This window comes from Winogradskyella sp. HB-48, assembly GCF_049942685.1.
Lineage (GTDB): Bacteria > Bacteroidota > Bacteroidia > Flavobacteriales > Flavobacteriaceae > Winogradskyella.
This window is the reverse complement of the sequence record NZ_CP187934.1, coordinates 1,413,477-1,433,388: the sequence shown is the minus strand read 5'-3', so window position 1 is coordinate 1,433,388 and position 19,912 is coordinate 1,413,477. Positions and strand designations below refer to the sequence as shown.

At 34.6% G+C, this 19,912-nt stretch carries 15 protein-coding genes; 10 read left to right on the top strand and 5 right to left on the bottom strand.

Going from position 1 to position 19,912, the window contains the following annotated elements; genetic code table 11:
* The first annotated feature begins 3 nt into the window (after positions 1–3).
* The 7 genes from ACPX19_RS06320 (at position 4) to ACPX19_RS06290 (ending at position 10,457) form a co-directional block, all read left to right on the top strand.
* Complete coding sequence (locus ACPX19_RS06320; protein WP_426432171.1) at positions 4–1,416, top strand: TolC family protein; 1,413 nt, start codon at positions 4–6, stop codon at positions 1,414–1,416.
* A gap of 12 nt (positions 1,417–1,428) precedes the next feature.
* Entirely contained in the window at positions 1,429–2,601 is a 1,173-nt protein-coding gene (locus ACPX19_RS06315; protein WP_426432170.1) for an efflux RND transporter periplasmic adaptor subunit, read from the top strand.
* 31 nt (positions 2,602–2,632) lie between these two features.
* Positions 2,633–6,178, top strand: a complete 3,546-nt coding sequence (locus ACPX19_RS06310) for an efflux RND transporter permease subunit (protein WP_426432169.1) — start codon at positions 2,633–2,635, stop codon at positions 6,176–6,178.
* Positions 6,179–6,327: 149 nt separating this feature from the next.
* The gene (gene aspS / locus ACPX19_RS06305) at positions 6,328–8,082 is read left to right on the top strand and encodes an aspartate--tRNA ligase (RefSeq protein ID WP_426432167.1); all 1,755 of its coding nucleotides are present in this window, start codon (positions 6,328–6,330) and stop codon (positions 8,080–8,082) included.
* Positions 8,083–8,127: 45 nt separating this feature from the next.
* Positions 8,128–9,909 carry a chloride channel protein gene (locus ACPX19_RS06300; protein WP_426432166.1) on the top strand — a complete coding sequence of 594 codons (1,782 nt, stop codon included), beginning with the start codon at positions 8,128–8,130 and terminating at the stop codon, positions 9,907–9,909.
* A 10-nt stretch (positions 9,910–9,919) separates the two neighbouring features.
* A complete protein-coding gene (locus tag ACPX19_RS06295) occupies positions 9,920–10,165 on the top strand; it encodes a hypothetical protein (protein WP_426432165.1) in 246 nt (81 codons plus the stop codon).
* A 100-nt stretch (positions 10,166–10,265) separates the two neighbouring features.
* Positions 10,266–10,457: a cold-shock protein gene (locus tag ACPX19_RS06290; RefSeq protein ID WP_426432164.1), complete on the top strand. Its 192-nt coding sequence runs from the start codon at positions 10,266–10,268 to the stop codon at positions 10,455–10,457.
* A gap of 51 nt (positions 10,458–10,508) precedes the next feature.
* Here the strand turns inward: ACPX19_RS06290 and ACPX19_RS06285 are convergent, their stop codons facing one another.
* A complete protein-coding gene (locus ACPX19_RS06285) occupies positions 10,509–10,961 on the bottom strand; it encodes a protease complex subunit PrcB family protein (RefSeq protein ID WP_426432163.1) in 453 nt (150 codons plus the stop codon).
* A gap of 13 nt (positions 10,962–10,974) precedes the next feature.
* Complete coding sequence (locus tag ACPX19_RS06280) at positions 10,975–11,424, bottom strand: nucleoside deaminase (RefSeq protein WP_426432161.1); 450 nt, start codon at positions 11,422–11,424, stop codon at positions 10,975–10,977.
* A gap of 40 nt (positions 11,425–11,464) precedes the next feature.
* On the opposite strand from ACPX19_RS06280, the gene ACPX19_RS06275 reads away from it, so the two are divergent.
* Positions 11,465–13,234, top strand: a complete 1,770-nt coding sequence (locus ACPX19_RS06275) for a 1-deoxy-D-xylulose-5-phosphate synthase (RefSeq protein WP_426432160.1) — start codon at positions 11,465–11,467, stop codon at positions 13,232–13,234.
* On the opposite strand, the gene ACPX19_RS06270 is transcribed toward ACPX19_RS06275, so the two are convergent.
* Both ACPX19_RS06270 and ACPX19_RS06265 read right to left on the bottom strand, forming a co-directional pair.
* Entirely contained in the window at positions 13,208–13,378 is a 171-nt protein-coding gene (locus ACPX19_RS06270; protein ID WP_426432159.1) for a hypothetical protein, read from the bottom strand. The genes ACPX19_RS06275 and ACPX19_RS06270 overlap by 27 nt on opposite strands.
* A gap of 82 nt (positions 13,379–13,460) precedes the next feature.
* Positions 13,461–14,801: a deoxyguanosinetriphosphate triphosphohydrolase gene (locus ACPX19_RS06265; RefSeq protein WP_426432158.1), complete on the bottom strand. Its 1,341-nt coding sequence runs from the start codon at positions 14,799–14,801 to the stop codon at positions 13,461–13,463.
* Between the two features lie 247 nt (positions 14,802–15,048).
* Between ACPX19_RS06265 and ACPX19_RS06260 the strand changes: the two genes are divergently transcribed.
* Together ACPX19_RS06260 and ACPX19_RS06255 are read left to right on the top strand one after the other, a co-directional pair.
* Positions 15,049–16,383, top strand: a complete 1,335-nt coding sequence (locus ACPX19_RS06260; protein ID WP_426432156.1) for a hypothetical protein — start codon at positions 15,049–15,051, stop codon at positions 16,381–16,383.
* A gap of 68 nt (positions 16,384–16,451) precedes the next feature.
* Positions 16,452–19,286 (top strand): TonB-dependent receptor domain-containing protein, encoded by a 2,835-nt coding sequence (locus ACPX19_RS06255; protein ID WP_426432154.1) that lies wholly within the window; start codon positions 16,452–16,454, stop codon positions 19,284–19,286.
* Positions 19,287–19,371: 85 nt separating this feature from the next.
* Here ACPX19_RS06255 and ACPX19_RS06250 read toward each other — a convergent pair whose 3' ends face one another.
* Positions 19,372–19,728 (bottom strand): toxin-antitoxin system YwqK family antitoxin, encoded by a 357-nt coding sequence (locus tag ACPX19_RS06250; protein WP_426432153.1) that lies wholly within the window; start codon positions 19,726–19,728, stop codon positions 19,372–19,374.
* Positions 19,729–19,912: the final 184 nt, after the last annotated feature.

Genomic DNA, 19,912 nt, shown 5'->3' with positions numbered 1-19,912 from the left:
CAAATGAAAAAAAAGCTCTTAATACTAATATTCATAATCACATCGTTGTTGGGTTATTCGCAAGAACAGCCTACAAGCTTCACACTACAAGAAGCCATAGACTATGCATTAGAAAATAATAGACAAGCTAAAAATGCTGCTAGAGATATAGATGCAGCAAAACAGCAAAAGTGGGAAACTACCTCTACTGGTTTGCCACAACTTAACGCTACTGTAAACTATCAGAATTTTTTAAAGCAGCAGGTTTCTCTTTTACCTAACGAATTTTTTGATCCTTTCAGCCAAATTAGAAATCTTGATGAATATTACAGCGAATTATCTTCACCTTCAGGTATTCCTGAAATTCAACCTGGATTTACAGAAGTTATATTCGGAACAAAACAAAACGTTAATGCAACAGCTACTTTAAGTCAATTAATTTTTGATGGTTCGTATTTGGTTGGTCTTCAATCTGCAAAAGTGTTTTTGGAAATTTCTAAAAATGCAAAGGACAAAACTGACTTAGAAGTTAGAAAAGGAGTTATAAATGCTTATGGCAATGTTCTTCTTTCTGAAGAAAGTGTTATCATTTACGAAAAGAATATTGCTGTACTTCAAAAGAATTTAGATGAAACCACTAAAATCTACGAGAACGGATTAGAGGAAGAAGAAAGTGTAGAGCAATTACAAATTACACTCTCTAATCTTGAAAGCAGTTTAAATAATGCTAAGCGCCTAAGAGGGATTGCTTACCAAATGTTCAATATTACTTTAGGCATTGACTACAATGCCAATATCACATTAACTGAAAGCCTTGAGGATTTAGCAGAAAAAAATATTTCACTCGAGAGTTTAGCACAAGAAAGTGATGTTACATCTACTATAGATTACAAAATTGCAGAAAACGATAAACGCTCTAAAGAACTTTTATTAAAGTTAGAAAAAAGTAAAGCTCTACCTCAACTAAGTGCCTACATAAATGGCGGTTATCTTGGATTTGGAGATGATTTCACTTTCTTAGAAAAAGAACAGGATTGGGCTGGGTTTTCATCATTTGGTTTCAATCTTAACTTACCAATATTTAGCTCTGGTGGCAGAAGTGCTGCAACACAACGCGCAAAAATCAATCTAGAAAAATCCAAAGATGAGCTTACAGAAACAGAGCAACGCTTAAAACTAGAGATTGAAACTGCAAAAAGTAACTATAAGTTTGCCACTGAGGACTTCAATAATAAAAAGCAAAATCTTTCTTTAGCTGAGCGTATAGAACGAAAAAATCAAACCAAATTTTTTGAAGGTATCGGCTCTAGTTTTGAATTGAGACAAGCGCAAACACAACTATATTCAGCTCAACAAGAATTATTAAAAGCTATGCTAGATGTTATTAATACAAAAGCCGAGCTGGAAACGCTAACAAACCAAACAACCAACTTTTAAATCAATTAAAAAATGAAACATATAATTAAACTAATTCTGGCAACTGTTTTATTAGTCTCTTGTGGTGGAGGCGAAAAAGCAAAATCTGTAGAAGATTTAATCGCCTCTGGTAATTTGGAGCAACTTAACACTAAAAAGTCTGAGCTTAGCGAACATCAAAAACAAGTTGAATCTCAGATCAAAGCTATAGAAGAAAAAATTAAAGAACTTAATCCGCAACTAAAAGTGCCTTTAGTGACAACATTTAAAGCTAAAGAAGAAAAATTTGAGCACTTTGTAGAACTTCAAGGCAATGTTAATACCAAACAAAACATCATTATTTATCCTGAATATTCAGGGGTTTTAACTAAGGTTTATGTTAAAGAAGGCCAAAAAGTAAGTGCTGGACAAGCTTTAGCAAAAATAGATGATGGTGGTTTAGGACAACAATTGGCTCAAATGCAAATTCAGGCAGATTTAGCAAAAACTACTTTTGATCGTCAAAAACGTCTTTGGGACCAAAAAATAGGTAGCGAAATACAATACTTACAAGCTAAGTCTAATTATGAAGCACAACAAAAGGCCATTAACCAAATGCAGCAACAAATTGGAAAAACTGTTGTAAGAGCACCTTTTGCAGGAACTGTAGATGATGTTATCACTGAACAAGGAACTGTTGTTGGCCCTGGTCAGTCGCAACTTTTCAGATTGGTTAATCTTAACTCTATGTATATTGAAACTGATGTACCAGAAAGTTATTTAACCAATGTTACTGAAGGAAAAACCGTGGAAGTAAATTTCCCTGTCCTTAACAAAAACTTGACTGCAACTGTACGCCAGGCTGGTAATTTTATCAATCCTGCTAACCGTACTTTCAAAGTAGAGGTTGCTATACCAAATTCGGATAAAACCATAAAACCTAATCTTACTGCTAAACTTAAGATTAACGACTATACTAACGAAAAAGCCATTCTAATTCCTCAAAGCATTATTTCAGAAAATGCTGAAGGCGAACAATATGTTTACATAGCAACTTCAAAAAATAACAGTATAGCCATAGCTAAACGAGTTATCATAAAAACAGGAAAAACAGAAGGAGACTTCATTGAGGTGTTACATGGACTAGAAAATGGTGCAGAACTTATAGATGAAGGCGCTCGTAGCGTTAAAGACGGACAAGAAGTAAAAATTCTTGAAATAGAATAAAAACAACTAATCAAAATAAAGTCTTTTTACAATGACTGATAAATTAAAAAAAGTATTTAAAGAGTTTCGCTTATCATCTTGGGCTATAGATAACAAGACCACGATGTATGTACTCATAACAGTGATACTAATCTTGGGTACCTCAGCGTATAGGTCTATGCCAAGGGAGAACTTCCCTGAGATTAAGGAAACTAAGATTTACATCAGTACCATTTATCCTGGAAATACTGCTGAAGATATAGAGAAGTTAATTACCAATCCTATTGAAGACAAAATCAAAACGGTTAGTAACGTTATTGAGATTCAATCTACTTCATTAGAGGATTATTCTACTATTATGGTAGAGTTTGATGAAAATATTACAGTTGAAGCTGCTAAGCAAAAAATTAAAGACGAAGTTGATGTAGAAACCTCTGGTGAAGATTGGCCAACCTTTAATGGTGCAAAGGTACAGCCTAATATTTTTGATTTGAGCATGTCTGAGGAAATGCCAATTCTAAACATTAATATCTCTGGTGACTACCCAGTGGATAAACTTAAGTCTTATGGTGAGTATTTAGAAGATAAGATTGAAAGCTTATCTGAAATAAAAGAGGTAGATATCAGAGGTGCCCAAGAAAAAGAAGTTGAAGTTGCTGTAGACATCTATAAAATGATGGCAGCACAAGTAAGCTTTAATGATATTACTGGTGCCATTAGTAATGAAAACATGACTATTTCAGCTGGAAACTTAATCTCTAGTGGACAACGTAGAACCATACGTGTTATTGGTGAAATTGATACACCTGAAGAATTAGAGTCTTTTGTTGTAAAATCTGAAAAAGGAAACGCAATCTACCTAAAGGATATCGCAGAAGTTAACTTTAAAGATGAAGATAAGACAACTTATGCAAGAGAATTTGGTGAAGAAGTAGTAATGCTAGACGTTAAAAAGCGATCTGGTAAGAATATGGTTGCTGCAGCAGAACAAATTGTTGTCATTGTAGAAGATGCTGTAAAGAATGTTTTTCCACCAGACTTAAAAGTTACCATTTCTAATGATCAATCGTCAAAAACTATTGGTCAAGTTGATGATTTGGTAAACAATATCATCTTCGGTATTATTTTGGTTGTAACTGTATTAATGTTCTTTTTAGGGTTTAAAAACGCATTATTTGTAGGGTTTGCAATTCCTATGTCCATGTTCATGTCCTTGATGATTCTTAATCTTTTCGGATACACCATGAATACCATGATACTTTTTGGACTCATTATGGGTCTTGGTATGCTAGTAGATAACGGAATCGTTGTTGTTGAAAACGTATACAGGCTCATGGACCAAGAAGGTATGAGCCGTATGGAAGCAGCTAAAAAAGGGATAGGAGAAATTGCATTTCCCATTATCATTTCTACTGCAACGACAGTAGCGGCATTTATACCATTAGGATTATGGCCAGGAGTTATGGGACAGTTTATGAAGTATTTTCCAATAACACTATCGGTAGTATTAGGGTCTTCGCTATTTGTTGCCATATTTTTTAATTCTGTATTGGTATCTAGATATATGTCAACAGAAGATAAAGAAATGACCCTAAAACAAATTGTTTCAATTACTGTAGTAGTTGGCATCTTAGGTTTGGTTATTATCATATTTGGTGGTGAATACCGAGCTTTAGGAAGCGTCATGGTGGTAACAGTTATACTACTTTGGCTATATCGTCTATTTCTTAGAGGTTGGGCTAATGGGTTTCAGAATAAAGTTTTGCCAAGATGGGAACGCATCTACGAGAGAACTTTAAGAGCTGCTCTACGCGGTCGAAGACCTATAGCTATTTCTATTATCACATTTGTTTTGTTGTTTTTTGCTTTTGGTGGCTTTGGAGCTTCAATAGCAAGTCAACGTACCAAAGTAGAATTCTTCCCAGACAACACACCAAACCAAATTATCGTATATATAGAATATCCCGAAGGTACAGACATCCAAAAAACTAATGCCATTACAAAGGATATTGAACAGCGCGTTTATAAGATAATTAATGATGATGCTTATAAAAACAATGATTACAATTTTTTAACCGAAAGTGCTGTTTCCCAGGTTGGTGAAGGTGCTGGAAACCCAATGACTGATGGTGGTTCTCAAGCAGAAATGCCACATCGTGGAAAGATTACTGCCACCATGCGCGAGTTTAAATTTAGAAAAGGGGCAGATAGTAACGAGCTATATAAAAAAGTACAAGAGAGTTTAAAGGATATTTATCCAGGTGTTACGATTTCAGTTGAAAAAGATCCTGTTGGCCCACCAGCTGGCGCGCCTATTAACTTGGAACTTTCCGGTGAAGATTATGCAGAATTAATTAACACTGCAGAGAAAATGCGAGATTTCCTTAATACCAAAAGTATTGCTGGTATTGATGAGTTAAAAATTGACGTAAACCGCTCTAAACCATCTATGCAAGTTCTTGTTGATAGAGAAAAAGCTGGTGAATTAGGAGTTTCTGCAGGCCAAGTTGGACAACAACTAAGAAATGCCGTATTTGGCGCCAAAGCTGGCATCTATAAAGAAGGAGGTGAGGATTACGATATTTATGTTCGTTTTAACGAAGAAAACCGATATAACAAAAGTGCTATTTTCAATCAGAAAATAACATTTAGAGATATGGCTTCCGGCCAAATAAAGGAAATTCCGGTTTCTGCAGTAGCCACACAAAATAACACCTCTGGTTTTAGCGCCATAAAACATAAAGACACTAAACGAATCGTTACTTTATACTCTGCATTAGCACCTGGTTATACCGATGCAGCTGCTGTTGTAGCAGAAGTTCAGGATGCCATGAAAAGTTTTGACGGCAAACCTGAAGGAGTTGAAGTAGATTACACAGGACAGATTGAAGAGCAAAACAAACAAATGCAGTTTTTAATGGGAGCATTTTTTGCAGGACTCGGTCTTATTTTCTTTATCCTTATTTTCCAGTTCAACTCTGTATCAAAACCCGCCATAATCATGCTTGCTATTTTCTTAAGTCTTATTGGTGTATTTGGAGGTTTAATTATCACAGGTGCTGCCTTTGTAATTATGATGACCATGATGGGTATTATTTCTTTAGCTGGTATAGTTGTAAATAACGGTGTAGTACTTTTAGATTATACACAGTTACTCATTGATCGTAAAAAAGTTGAAAAAGATTATGATGATTCAGCTTACTTACACAAAGAAGATTTGTTAGAGGCCATAATTAAAGGTGGTAAAGCACGTTTAAGACCAGTTTTATTGACTGCAATAACTACTATTTTAGGACTTATTCCTCTGGCAACTGGTCTTAATATTAATTTCTTCACATTATTTAGTGAGTTTGATGCTAATATTTATGTTGGTGGTGATAACGTGATATTCTGGGGACCACTTGCGTGGACTGTAATTTATGGTCTATTCATAGCGACATTCCTTACTCTAATTGTGGTACCAATTTTATTCTACTTGGTGACAAGATTAAAAATGAGAATATATAAAACTAGGGTTGCCCTGTTTATTCAAGAAGACGAAGCTGAATCTAATAATTTAGAGATTGAAGAAAACTTACAACTAGCAATGGATAAATAAAAACTTTATAATCTTACATAAAGTGATTAATAGCGATAAAGCCCCAACAATTGTTGGGGCTTTTTATTTTTTTATCCCTTAAGTTGATTAAATTTGCATCCGCATTCATCAAAGCTTTAGCGTAGATGAACGTCATTTAATTTTTGAATATGTACAGAAGTCATAATTGTGGCGAGTTAAGAGCCACTCACAGTAATATAGAGGTTACACTTGCAGGTTGGGTACAAGGAGTCAGAGATAAAGGTTTCATGATTTATGTAGATCTTAGAGATCGTTACGGTATTACTCAGCTTTATTTTGATGAAGATCAAAGCTCAAAAGAGCTTATGCAGCGTGCTCAAAAATTAGGTCGAGAATTTGTAATCCAAGTAAAAGGGAAAGTGCAAGAACGCACGTCTAAAAACCCAAACATTCCTACAGGAGACGTTGAAATTTTGGTTTCAGAATTAACTGTGCTTAATGGTTCTAAAACACCACCATTTACTATTGAAGATGCTACTGATGGTGGCGACGATTTACGTATGAAATACCGTTATTTAGATATTCGTCGTAATCCTGTAAAAAACAGTTTGATATTTAGACATAAAGTAGCTCAAGCTACGCGAAACTATTTGTCTTCGGAAGGTTTTATTGAAGTAGAAACACCATATTTAATAAAATCTACACCTGAAGGAGCTCGAGATTTTGTAGTCCCTTCACGTATGAACGAAGGTCAGTTTTATGCTTTGCCACAATCCCCTCAAACTTTTAAGCAATTGCTTATGGTTGGTGGCATGGATAAATATTTTCAGATTGTAAAATGTTTTAGGGACGAAGATCTTCGTGCCGATCGCCAGCCAGAGTTTACGCAAATAGACTGTGAGATGGCGTTTGTGGAACAAGAAGATATCTTAAACACGTTTGAAGGCTTAACACGTCATTTATTAAAAGAAGTAAATGGTGTTGAGATCGATAAATTCCCAAGAATACTTTATGATGATGCCATGCGTTTATATGGTAACGACAAACCAGATATACGCTTTGGAATGCAATTTGGTGAATTAAATGAAGTTGCCCAGCACAAAGATTTTAACGTGTTTAATTCTGCAGAATTAGTTGTTGGTATTGCGGTGCCTGCTGGAAATGCTTACACCAGAAAAGAAATCGACAATCTTATTGATTGGGTAAAACGTCCACAAGTAGGTGCTTTGGGCATGGTATATTGTCGTTGTAATGATGATGGTACTTATAAATCTTCAGTTGATAAGTTTTACGACCAAAACGATTTAGCAAAATGGGCAGAAGTTACTGGTGCTAAAGCAGGTGATTTAATCTGTGTACTTTCTGGAGATACCAATAAAGTTAGAGCACAACTAAGTGCTTTGCGTATGGAGTTAGCAGAACGATTAGGCTTGCGTAAGCCAAATGAATTTGCGCCACTTTGGGTTATGGATTTTCCGCTTTTGGAATGGGACGAAGAGACAGAACGTTACCATGCAATGCACCATCCATTTACGTCTCCAAAACCAGGTCAGTTAGAATTACTAGATTCCAAACCAAGTGAAGTTAAAGCCAATGCTTACGATTTGGTATTAAACGGTAATGAAATTGGTGGTGGTTCTATTCGTATTCACGATAAAGCAACTCAAGCTATCATGTTAAAGCATTTAGGTTTTTCAGAAGAAGAAGCTAAAGCGCAGTTTGGGTTCTTAATGGATGCTTTTGAGTATGGTGCACCTCCACATGGTGGAATTGCATTTGGTTTGGATAGATTGGTTGCTATTTTAGGTGGACAAGAAACCATTAGAGATTTTATCGCTTTTCCTAAAAACAATTCTGGTAGAGATGTAATGATTGACGCACCTGCACCAATTGATGATGAACAACTGCAGGAACTTAATTTAAAATTGAATTTAAAATCATAAATATTAAATCCTGCCTCATGCAGGATTTTTTGTTAGATTTAAACTATGCCAACTAAGTCCAACTTTCTAAAGCGATTACTCATTTGGAGATACAAGCATATCTCTGAAAAGAACTTTGTTTTTATTTTAAGTCTTGTTATTGGTCTTTTGGCTGGTCTCATTTCTGTTTTTATAAAAAATATCACCTTTGCTATTGAAGCGATTTTTGAAAAAGGTGTTATACTTTCAGAAAATAGTATCTACTTTATTTTACCTATTGTTGGTTTGTTTTTGGTGTATTTGTTTGTAAAATACATTTCAAAAAAGCCTAGTGAACATGCCATCCCTTCTATTCTTTTTGCTTTGTCTAAAAGAGATGGCATTATTGATAAGAAGAAGATCTACTACCCATTAATTACTGCACCTCTGACGGTGGGTTTTGGTGGTTCGGTGGGTTTGTTAGGTCCTGCAATTGCATCTGCATCTGCTTTAAGTTCTAATCTTAGCCGATTTTTACATATCGATCGAAAAACCAGAAGTTTGCTAATAGCCTGTGCAGCTGCAGGAGCTATCGCTTCTATTTTTAAATCACCCATTGCTGCTATTATATTTGCTATTGAAGTATTTAGTTTAGACTTAACGTTCGCTTCATTATTACCTTTATTAATCGCTTCTGTCTCATCAGTTATAACGTCATACTTTTTCTTGGGTGATAGTGTGTTATTTGAGTTTAATGTTACTGACAAGTTTGCCATAAAGGATACCTTATTCTATATCCTTTTAGGAATTGGCACTGGTATTGCCTCTATTTATTTTTCTAAAATTTACTTTGGCGTAACCTCTATATTTAATCGTTTAAAGTCTGCAAGGCAAAGACTTATTATTGGTGGTTTGGCCATAGGAGTCATGCTCTTTTTCATCCCGCCACTTTATGGTGAAGGTTTTGGTTTTATAAACAACCTTTTGCTTGGTAATGATATTGCGGCTTTAGGGAAAACCCCTTTTGATGAACATTTAGATAACATCTGGATTGTAATAGCTCTACTTTTTGGAATCACTATTTTTAAAGCGATTGCTATGACCACTACTTTTGCCGCTGGTGGTACAGGTGGTATTATTATCCCAACATTAGTGATGGGAAGTGCCTTGGGAAATGTTGTTGCCAAGGTGATTAACAACTGTGGTCTCGGTTTTAATGTTTCAGAGGCTAACTTTACGTTAATTGGTATGGCAGGCCTTATTGCTGGCGTGCTTCATGCTCCATTAACTGCTATTTTCTTGATTGCTGAAATTACTGGAGGTTATCAACTTTTTGTACCCTTAATGATAACTGCATCCATGTCTTTCATTATAAATAAAAATGGGTTAGATCATACTATCTATACCAAAGAATTATTAGAAAAAGGGGCACTTCTGACCCAAAATAAAGATAAAAGTGTCCTCACATTAATGAAGCTAGACGCTGTTATTGAGCAAAATTTCGTAGAGCTACACCCAGAAATGACCCTTGGAGATATGCTGAAAAATGGTGTTTCAAAATCTAATCGAAACTTATTTCCTGTTACAGATGGCGAGCAAAACTTTATTGGGATTATTTTATTAGACAACATAAGGTCTGTAATGTTTGACCAATCGCTTTATAACTCTACAACTGTTGAAACCTTTATGCAAAAACCACCTGAAATCATTTATTATGAAGATGATTCTATGGAAGAAGTAATGAAAAAATTTCAACAATCTAGAGCTTGGAATTTACCAGTAGTCAAAGACAATAAATATTACGGTTTCGTTTCTAAGTCTAAACTTTTAACAGCGTATCGTAACGAATTGATTAATTTTACGTCCTAGAATTTAATCCATGAAACTTATTCATATTATAACACTCATTGCATTTTTAGCATCTCTAGGAAGCATAATTTGCGGATTGGTTTTAGATGTTGATTACTCCGAAAAACTCATAGGCTTTGGTGTTTTGGGTTTGTTTCTAGTTGTGTTTCCGTTATTTTCTTATTATCGCTGGAAAGGTAAAGACATTAACGATTATATGCTTACTAAGGAAAATCTTGACAAAATGCGCGAAAACCAAAGGAAAAACAAGTATTAATTTAAGTTGTTAATTTTCAATATTTTAAAATAAAACGATTTATTAACCTGATGTGTTGGTTAATATATTACATTTGTCCTTTAATTTTTATTTATTTACAATGACTGGAACAGTTAAATTTTTCAATGATTCAAAAGGATTTGGATTCATTACCAACAAAGAAACAGGAAAAGACATTTTCGTTCACGTATCAAACCTTAATGGTGTAGAGTTACGCGAAGGGGATAACGTAGAGTACACAGAAGAAGAAGGCAGAAAAGGAATGGTTGCTGCTAATGTAAGCGTTCTTTAAACGATATACTTTATTTTTAGTTTTAACGCTCAACCTTTGGTTGGGCGTTTTTTATTTAAAAACTATTGGCAATTCACTCTTAGGAATCTTTACAATATAATAAGGCTGTGTCATAACCGAAGTAGCTATGCCTTCTGGCGCTTTATGTAATACCTCAACTATAACTTTGTCCTTAGTTTCCTGAATAAGCATATTAAGACTATGCCCTCCAGTGTTCTTAACATCATCAAAAACTGCAATTACAGTAAACTTTGAAAAATCAACATTTTTTTCAGCAAAACTATCGGAAACCTTATTGACTGAGTTTATTTTATCAAGCAAGTCTTTCCATTCTTCTGAGGATGTAATTATCAAATTTTGCTTTTTTAGGCCTTCTGCACCTGAGCCATACAAATTACCTTTACCAATAAGAACAATATCATCATTTGTCATTTTTGCTTGATTCTCTGTGGACTTACAGTTTAATGCAAATAGTAATATTACAATACCTAGTAGCTTATGCATGTTACTTTGTTTTTTAATTCAAATTCCGTTTTTCAATAAAAAATCGTTTCATTAATTCCGAAGCTTCATCTGCTAAGACTCCACCTATTACTTTTGTTTTGGGATGTAATTTTGTACCCAGAGCTACAAAACCACGTTGCTCGTCTGAAGCTCCATATACTATTTTCGAAATTTGACTCCAATACAAAGCACCAGCACACATTTGGCATGGCTCTAGAGTTACGTACAGCGTACAATTAGTTAGGTACTTTCCTCCCAAAAAATTAGCTGCTGAAGTTATGGCTTGCATTTCGGCATGTGCTGTAACATCATTCAAGAGCTCCGTAAGATTGTGTGTTCTAGCAATAATTCGGTCTTCCACAACAATAAGTGCACCAACAGGAATTTCCCCCTTGTCAAAAGCAACTTCAGCTTCTTGAAGGGCTTTTCTCATAAAATAGGTATCGTCAAATGGCTGTATCATTGTTGTAAAAATACAAATTCAAATGGTACATTTGTATCTAATGAAAAATCTCCTCAACCATATCAATCTACCCGAAGACTTACGTCAATTAAAAGCTGAGGATTTACCACAATTGGCTAAAGAACTACGTAAGTTTATCATCAATATTGTTGCTACTAAAGAAGGCCATTTGGGTGCTAGTTTAGGTGTTGTAGAATTAACCATTGCACTGCATTATGTCTTTAACACTCCTGACGATTTACTAATTTGGGATGTTGGGCACCAAGCCTACGGCCATAAAATTCTAACAGGAAGAAAAGAAATTTTTGATACTAATAGGCAATTCAATGGTATTAGTGGTTTCCCAAAGCGTAGCGAAAGTGTATACGACATATTTGGTGTGGGACACTCTTCCACATCAATTTCAGCAGCCTTAGGCATGGCAATTGCTTCGCAGCTTCAAGGTAATAATAAACACCATATTGCAGTGATTGGAGATGCTTCTATTGCTAGTGGAATGGCTTTTGAAGGCCTTAACCATGCTGGTGTGACTGACGCCAATTTATTGGTGATTTTAAATGATAATGCTATTGGTATTGATCCCAGTGTCGGTGCTTTAAAACAATATTTAACCAACGTTAAAAAAGGAACTGAAAAACAAGATAATATTTTTGAGGCCTTAAACTTTAATTATTCTGGACCAATAGATGGCCATGATTTACCGTTATTAATTACTGAACTAAGACGCTTAAAAACCATTAAAGGTCCAAAGTTTTTGCATGTCATTACTACCAAAGGTAAAGGACTCAAACAAGCTGAGGAAGACCAGGTAAAATACCATGCACCTGGAAAATTTGATGCTTCAACAGGTGAACTTATTACTAAATCAAATATCAGTGAGCCACCAAAATATCAAGATGTTTTTGGAAAAACTATCATAGAACTTGCAAAGGAAAATGAAAAGATTATTGGCATTACTCCTGCAATGCCTACTGGTAGTTCTCTGAAGTATATGATGGAAAAATTCCCTAATCGTGCTTTTGATGTTGGCATTGCAGAGCAGCATGCCGTTACACTTGCGGCTGGCATGGCTACTCAGGGTTTAATTCCATTTTGTAACATCTATTCTACTTTTTTACAACGTGCATACGACCAGGTAATTCATGATGTTGCGCTACAAAATCTTCCAGTAATTTTTTGTTTAGATAGAGCAGGCTTGGTTGGTGAAGATGGCGCAACACACCACGGTGTTTTTGATTTAGCCTATCTCAATTGTGTGCCAAATTTGGTCATCTTTGCACCAAGGGATGCTGTTACCTTACGAAATATAATGTATACTGTCCAATTAGGAATTGATTTTCCGATTGCCATACGTTATCCTCGCGGCAAAGGTCATATTTTAGACTGGAGACAACCTTTTGAAAACATTGAAATTGGCAAAGGAGAATGTCTTAAACAAGGAAAGGATTTGGCCATATTGTCCATAGGTACTATGGCTAAAAATGTTGAAGATGCTATTACCGATTTTAAGGTGTCGCATTACGATATGCAATTTGTAAAGCCATTAGACGAGACCTTATTGCACCAAATTTTTAAGTCACACAAAACCATTGTTACTATAGAGGATGGAACGATTGTAGGTGGTTTTGGGTCTTCTGTCTTGGCCTTTGCCAATTCATATGGTTATAAGCAACATATTGAAGTTTTAGGTATTGCAGATGAATTTGTTGAGCATGGCTCAATCTTGCAATTGCAAAAATTACAAAATCTAGATTCAACTTCAATTAGAAAAAAAGTTGAGCAGTTACTCTCTGTCCTCAACAACAGCTAAATCTGTCTGGCTTTCAACTTGTTCAATCTGAACAGTATCGTTTTTATCTGGTTGTTCTTGAACAGTAGAAATGTCATCTAACATTAATAGGCAAGTCAGGACTACTACAAAAATGACTAAGCCTCCGAGTATATTATTTCTCATAAGTAGGTTTTTTTGGGGCCAATTATGATATAAATTAAAATAATAAATCGGTAAAAAACAAAATTATTCGATGAAATGCATTTTATAAAATATTGCCTTTCAACTTTTTATGCAATAACATAGCGTTTGTGTCGGACAATTTTGAGATAAATAAACAAATCGAAAGTAAATTGTTATATAGTGATTTATCAGACAGGCTAGATGTTTCAGGCAATAGATTCTGTAATAATTTATCATAATTGGATAAACTGTTGTTGTATACATTAAATGCTAATTTACCGTAAGCATTCAACAATTGATTCAATATTTCGTAACCAGCAATCTCTTTATTAATGACCTCTTTAGATCGGTAAACTTTCTTTATGCTTAAATCTATAATATCTTTTATCTGAGCCTTGTATTGGCTTGCATCTAAAAGTGCCGTTTCAAAATCTCCATCTAAAATGGCCTCTTCGTTTTTCATAAAAATAGAAGCAGCTTCATCAATCAGAGTGCTAATAGCTAGTGCTCTCAAATAACTAACTCTATCTTCTTTAGTTTGTAAAGCATTGTAATTTTTGGTAATGATTTTCCCTTTTACTAGCTTTATTAAATACTCTAGAGCATAATCTTCTTCAATTAATCCGAGATTAATCCCATCTTCAAAATCTATTATTGTATAGCAAATATCATCTGCAGCCTCAACTAAATACGCAAGAGGATGCCTATTATAGCTTAGGTCTTTTTCACTTCGTCTTATTAAACCTAAATCATTAGCAACATCTTCAAACACCTCTTTTTCACTTTGGAAAAAACCATATTTTTTATCAACAATATGCTGGGTTGGTTTTTTGGGTAAGGACTCTTTTGGATATTTCATAAAGGCACCAAGGGTAGCATAACTTAAACGCAAACCTCCATTTCTACCTGCTCTACTTTCTGTTAATATTTTAAAACCGTTGGCATTACCTTCAAAATCACATAAATCCTGATATTCTTTATCTGTTAATTCACTTTTGAACTTAGCCCCATTTCCATTTTTAAAATACGCTCCTATTGCTTTTTCCCCAGAATGACCAAATGGTGGGTTTCCAATATCGTGCGCTAGAGCAGCTGCAGCTACTATAGCACCAAAGTCATTAATCTTGTAGCCATGAACATTTTCTAAATGTGGGTGCTTTTCTAAAAGCAACTTGCCAACCTGTCTACCTAGAGAACGGCCTACAACACTAACCTCTAAACTGTGGGTTAATCTTGTATGAACAAAATCTGTTTTAGATAATGGTATAACCTGTGTCTTGTCTTGTAAACTTCTAAATTCTGAAGAAAATATGATACGGTCATAATCAACCTCGAAACCGACACGAGTTTCGTCTTGCTCTTTTCTTAACCTTTTATTTTCGTCACCAAAACGTCTTAAGGATAATAACTGTTCCCAATTCATACATTAAAAATAAGAATGCAAGATAAATAAATTGACCTAGAGTTTTTTTAGAAAAACAGCTTCCTTTAATAATCTTTGGTAATGTTAAGAAATTGTATCCTTAACAATAACTTGCTTAATATTAAACTAACCTTTAACTAACTTTTTAGTCACAAAACTTTAATCATTGAGTAACCTCTTAGAGAGAATATGATAGTTTCTTTGCAACACAATAAAAACTAAAAATTGTTTATTAAAATTTAACTCAATGAAAAAATTACTCTTAATCGCGTTAGTAGCTTCTACATTAGTGTTTACTGGATGTTTTAAAGACGATGATACACCTATTATTATCGAAGAAACTACAATAATAGTTAATGATCCAGGTAATGGAAGTGGTGAATGCCCAGTTGTTGCTGTAACTGGTGAGATTGCTGATGGTACCGTTTGGACGAATGACAACATTTATCAATTAAACCAAAAGGTAGTTGTTCCTTCTGGTGCAACTTTAACTATTAATCCTGGAACCATTATTAAAGGTTCATCAGGTACTGGTTCTTTAGCTTCTGCCTTAATCGTTGCTAGAGGCGGTACACTTAATGCTAATGGAACAGCTAGTGAGCCAATTATTTTCACATCTACTGCTGATAACATTACTTGTGGACAAACTTCAGGTACTAACTTAGACCAAGATGATAGAGGTCTTTGGGGAGGTTTACTTATTTTAGGTAATGCACCTTGTTCTTTCTCTGGCGACATACCTGAGGCTCAAATTGAAGGTATTCCTGCAGATGATACATTTGGTCTTTACGGTGGTACTAATCCTAATGATAGCTCTGGAAGTTTAAGATACATCTCTATCCGTCATGGTGGTGCTTTAATCGGTGAAGGTAACGAAATCAATGGCCTTACTTTAGGTGGTGTTGGTAATGGTACTGTAATCGACAACATTGAAGTTGTGGCTAATGTTGATGATGGTATAGAATTCTTTGGTGGTACTTGCGATGCTTCTAATTTATTAGTTTGGGCTTGCGGTGATGATGCTATTGATATTGACCAAGCTTACTCAGGTATTATTGATAATGCTGTTGTTGTGTTAGGTGATATATCTGACCACGCTTTTGAAATCGATGGTCCTGAAGGTTCTACACCTGCTGGTAACGAAGGTTCCTTTACTTTAAGAAATGCTACAATTATAGGTAACTCTGTAACTTCTAATGGTGAATACGCTGATTACAGAAGTAGAGCTCGTGGACTTACTGAGAACATCTATGCATTAGGCTTCCCTGCTGGAAAAGATGTAGAGCTGGATAGAAATAATGTTTCTCAAAACTTTTTAGACGGTTTACTAAACTTTGGCACTTGGGAAATAGTTGGTTTTGACAACTCAATCTTTGTTGAAAAAGTAGGCTGTATATCAAACTGTGACGATGAAGATAGTAGTAATGATGTTTTGGAAAGCACTATTATCTTGAGTCCGACTTTTACTGAAAGAGCTGCTAACTGGGCATCTCAAGTTACTGAAGGAGCACAAACTGTTGGTGCTACTACATCTAACCTAAGCTGGACCTACTCTAATGTAGCAGGTGGTTTAGGATTCTAATAAACACTTTTCATTCATAAATAAATCCAATGTCTACTAGGTAGGCATTGGATTAATAATAACATTATATGAAACATATATTAAAAGTCTTAGCTCTTATTATATTTATTTCAGCTACATCTATGGCTTTTTCTCAAGGAAAAGTGGTTGGAACTGTAATTGATGGTGAGTTTAATGAGCCTATGGCCTTTGCTAACATTTTAGTAAAAGGTACCTCAAAAGGTGTTACCACTGATTTTGATGGAAAATATGAGCTAGAGCTAGAAGAAGGCACTTACACATTAGTATTTTCATTTGTCGGTTATACTACCAAAGAAATTTCAGACGTAGTTGTAAAAAATAACGAAGTATTTACCTTAGATGTACTGATGGAAACCAATTCTTTAGATACGGTTGTCATCACTACAACAACCAAAAGAAACACAGAAAGTGCAGTTTTAAATCTACAAAAAAAATCAGCGGTTGTATTAGACGGCTTGTCTTCCCAAGCTATAAAAAGTACTGGAGCTAGTAACGTTGCCGCAGCTGTAAAAAGTGTTCCTGGTGTTTCTATTCAAGGAGATAAATATGTTTTTGTACGTGGTTTAGGTGACCGTTATACTAAAACTACTTTAAATGGTATTGATATCCCAGGTTTAGATCCAGACCGTAATACGATACAAATGGATTTATTCCCTACTAATATCATTGACAATGTCATAGTTGTAAAATCAGCATCAGCTGAGTATCCTGCAGATTTCACAGGCGGTTTAGTTGATATTGTAACTAAGGATTTTCCAAGTAAAGAAGAATATTCTATCTCTATAGGTGGTGGTTACAATCCAGACATGCACTTTAATGATCAGTATCTGAAATCAGAAGGAAGTGATACAGATTTCTTTGGATATGATGACGGAACAAGAAATTTGCCTATAAATAGATACCAACCTATTCCAGGTACTTTTGACAATAGATTATTACTGACATCATTAACAAGTAGATTCCTGAGTGAACTTGCAGGTGAACAAAGCACCAGTGGAATGAACTATGATTTGGGCTTTACACTGGGTAATCAATATGATATCGGAGATGATCGATTAGGATATCAAGCTTCATTTTCTTACAAAAATGAAACTACATTTTATGAAGATAGACAAGACGGTGCTTATATTAAAAACAATTCAGATTCATCTGATAATGACTTAAATTTTACTTTAGCATCTACAGGGTCGGAAGGTATAAACAATGTTATTCTCAATGGAATGTTAGGTTTAACCTACAAGACTGATAAGTCTAAAATAAAAGCAAACTTACTACACATTCAAAACGGTGAATCTGCAGCTGGTTTTTTTAACCAAACCATATCTCAAGATGGGGTTGGTGGTGGTTTAGAGCCATTAACTAAAAATTCTGTTACATATACAGAGCGTTCCATTACTAATTTATTATTAGGCGGCACCCACAGATTGAATAGTATGACTGAGGAAAATGCCTTCAATATGGAATGGAAATTGGCCCCAACTTTTTCTAAAGTGATGGATAAAGCACATAGAATTACACCATTACAAAGAGCTGATAATGGAGAATTTTTTGTGAGTCCTTCTGCTGCGACATTCCCAATTCAACTTTGGAGAAATTTAGTTGAAGAAAACTGGGCTGGCAAAATAGATTTTGATAAAACTGTAGAGTTGTTTGGTCGTCCTGCTAAAATTAAATTTGGCGGTGCTTATACATATAAGTTTAGAGATTTTAGTACTGATGACTACACTTTCAATATTCAGGGAGATGATTCTTTTATTGCTAGTGGAGATGTTAATCAATTATTAAACCCAAATAATATTTGGACACCTGACACGGACAATGGTACATATTTAATATCGATTGACACTTTTAATCCAAATGATGCCTATGAAGGTGAACAACATATTGGTGCTACGTATGCTTCTGCAGAGTTTAACATGTCTGAAAAATTTAAATCTGTAATAGGCATGAGAGTAGAAGCATTTAACTCTTACTATACAGGACAAGATAATTCTACTGTATTTGATAGGGAAAATATTCTGGAAGAGGTAGATTTTTTCCCTTCGGCTAATTTAATTTATGCTTTAAACGATAAATCTAATTTAAGAGCTTCTTATGGACGTACCACTGCTCGTCCATCTTTCAAAGAAGCATCTGTTGCTCAAATTTTTGATCCTATCACCAATAGATTATTTATTGGTAATATCAATTTAGTTCCAACTTATGTAAACAACTTTGATATACGTTACGAATACTTTGGTGAAAATGGTCAGATGTTTGCTATAAGTGGCTTTTATAAAGACTTTACAGACCCTATTGAGCAAGCGTTTTTTCAACAAGCACCAACCCAAATTACTGTTGGTAATCTAGGTGACGCAACAGTTTTTGGGGCTGAGTTTGAAGTTAGACAGCGTTTAGGTTTTCTTTCCGAAGGTCTTGATAATTTAAGACTTGTTACTAACGTCACTGTTACCGAATCTAAATTAACCATGGGAGATGATGAGTTTAGCAGTAGACAATTAGCAGCAAGAGATGGAGAAACTATAGAGCGTGAAAGAGATATGCAAGGGCAAGCACCTTTTGTAATTAATGTTGGTTTTGATTATAACAACACCGACATGGGTTTACAAGCTGGCTTGTTTTATAACGTACAAGGTGAAACTTTAGAAGTTGTTGGTATTGGTTTAGTACCAGATGTATATACACAACCTTTTAACAGCTTAAACTTTACTTTGAATAAGACTTTTGGGGAAAATGGACGTTCTTCTATAGATCTTAAGGTAAGCAATATTTTAGCAGATGAACGCTTGAGTGAGTATGTTTCTTTCAGAACCGATAATCAAGTATTCTCATTAAGAGAACCAGGCAGAGAAATATCTCTAGGTTATACATTTAAGTTCTAAGAGAAAAATTAAATTATCCATAAATAAAAAAGGCGCTCTAAAATTTAGAGCGCCTTTTTTATAATTTTATAAAGTACTACATTGATTATTTGTTAATGGCTACTTTAGTTTTGTTATCCCATTGGTTAACACTTACAATTTTAGAATCTATAAAATCAACTTCTTTTAAAGATTCACCTTGCCAAAAAAACCATTTCCCAACTTTTTTTCCATTTTCATAATTTCCTAATGCTACTTTATTACCATCAATATCATAGCTCTTCCATTCACCATGAACTTTACCCTCAGCATTAAACATACCTGTTTGACTTATTTCACCATTATCATGAAAATATGTAACGTAAGTTAAGTCGCCTTTCTTCTCTAACTTTGGTTCTTTACTGTCCTGTGAATAAGAGAACGCTACACTTAACATCATAAGAACAATCACTAAATTTTTCATATTCATTTGGGCTTTAATTAATAATTACATTACAAACATAGCTTTTATTTTACATTAAAACAACTTTTACATAACATTAAATTAACATTAAGACTGTAATATATTGTTTTTCAAATATTTAAATAATATTAAGATTATAGTATTTGATAACATTCAATATAATTCCCGTGTTTACGGTAAAAAC

Bases quoted from the DNA above. Each gene is read 5' to 3' on its own strand.
- ACPX19_RS06320 (WP_426432171.1), top strand. From the start codon at position 4: ATGAAAAAAAAGCTCTTAATACTAATATTCATAATCACATCGTTGTTG.
- ACPX19_RS06315 (WP_426432170.1), top strand. From the start codon at position 1,429: ATGAAACATATAATTAAACTAATTCTGGCAACTGTTTTATTAGTCTCT.
- ACPX19_RS06310 (WP_426432169.1), top strand. From the start codon at position 2,633: ATGACTGATAAATTAAAAAAAGTATTTAAAGAGTTTCGCTTATCATCT.
- aspS (WP_426432167.1), top strand. From the start codon at position 6,328: ATGTACAGAAGTCATAATTGTGGCGAGTTAAGAGCCACTCACAGTAAT.
- ACPX19_RS06300 (WP_426432166.1), top strand. From the start codon at position 8,128: ATGCCAACTAAGTCCAACTTTCTAAAGCGATTACTCATTTGGAGATAC.
- ACPX19_RS06295 (WP_426432165.1), top strand. From the start codon at position 9,920: ATGAAACTTATTCATATTATAACACTCATTGCATTTTTAGCATCTCTA.
- ACPX19_RS06290 (WP_426432164.1), top strand. From the start codon at position 10,266: ATGACTGGAACAGTTAAATTTTTCAATGATTCAAAAGGATTTGGATTC.
- ACPX19_RS06285 (WP_426432163.1), bottom strand. From the start codon at position 10,961: ATGCATAAGCTACTAGGTATTGTAATATTACTATTTGCATTAAACTGT.
- ACPX19_RS06280 (WP_426432161.1), bottom strand. From the start codon at position 11,424: ATGATACAGCCATTTGACGATACCTATTTTATGAGAAAAGCCCTTCAA.
- ACPX19_RS06275 (WP_426432160.1), top strand. From the start codon at position 11,465: ATGAAAAATCTCCTCAACCATATCAATCTACCCGAAGACTTACGTCAA.
- ACPX19_RS06270 (WP_426432159.1), bottom strand. From the start codon at position 13,378: ATGAGAAATAATATACTCGGAGGCTTAGTCATTTTTGTAGTAGTCCTG.
- ACPX19_RS06265 (WP_426432158.1), bottom strand. From the start codon at position 14,801: ATGAATTGGGAACAGTTATTATCCTTAAGACGTTTTGGTGACGAAAAT.
- ACPX19_RS06260 (WP_426432156.1), top strand. From the start codon at position 15,049: ATGAAAAAATTACTCTTAATCGCGTTAGTAGCTTCTACATTAGTGTTT.
- ACPX19_RS06255 (WP_426432154.1), top strand. From the start codon at position 16,452: ATGAAACATATATTAAAAGTCTTAGCTCTTATTATATTTATTTCAGCT.
- ACPX19_RS06250 (WP_426432153.1), bottom strand. From the start codon at position 19,728: ATGAAAAATTTAGTGATTGTTCTTATGATGTTAAGTGTAGCGTTCTCT.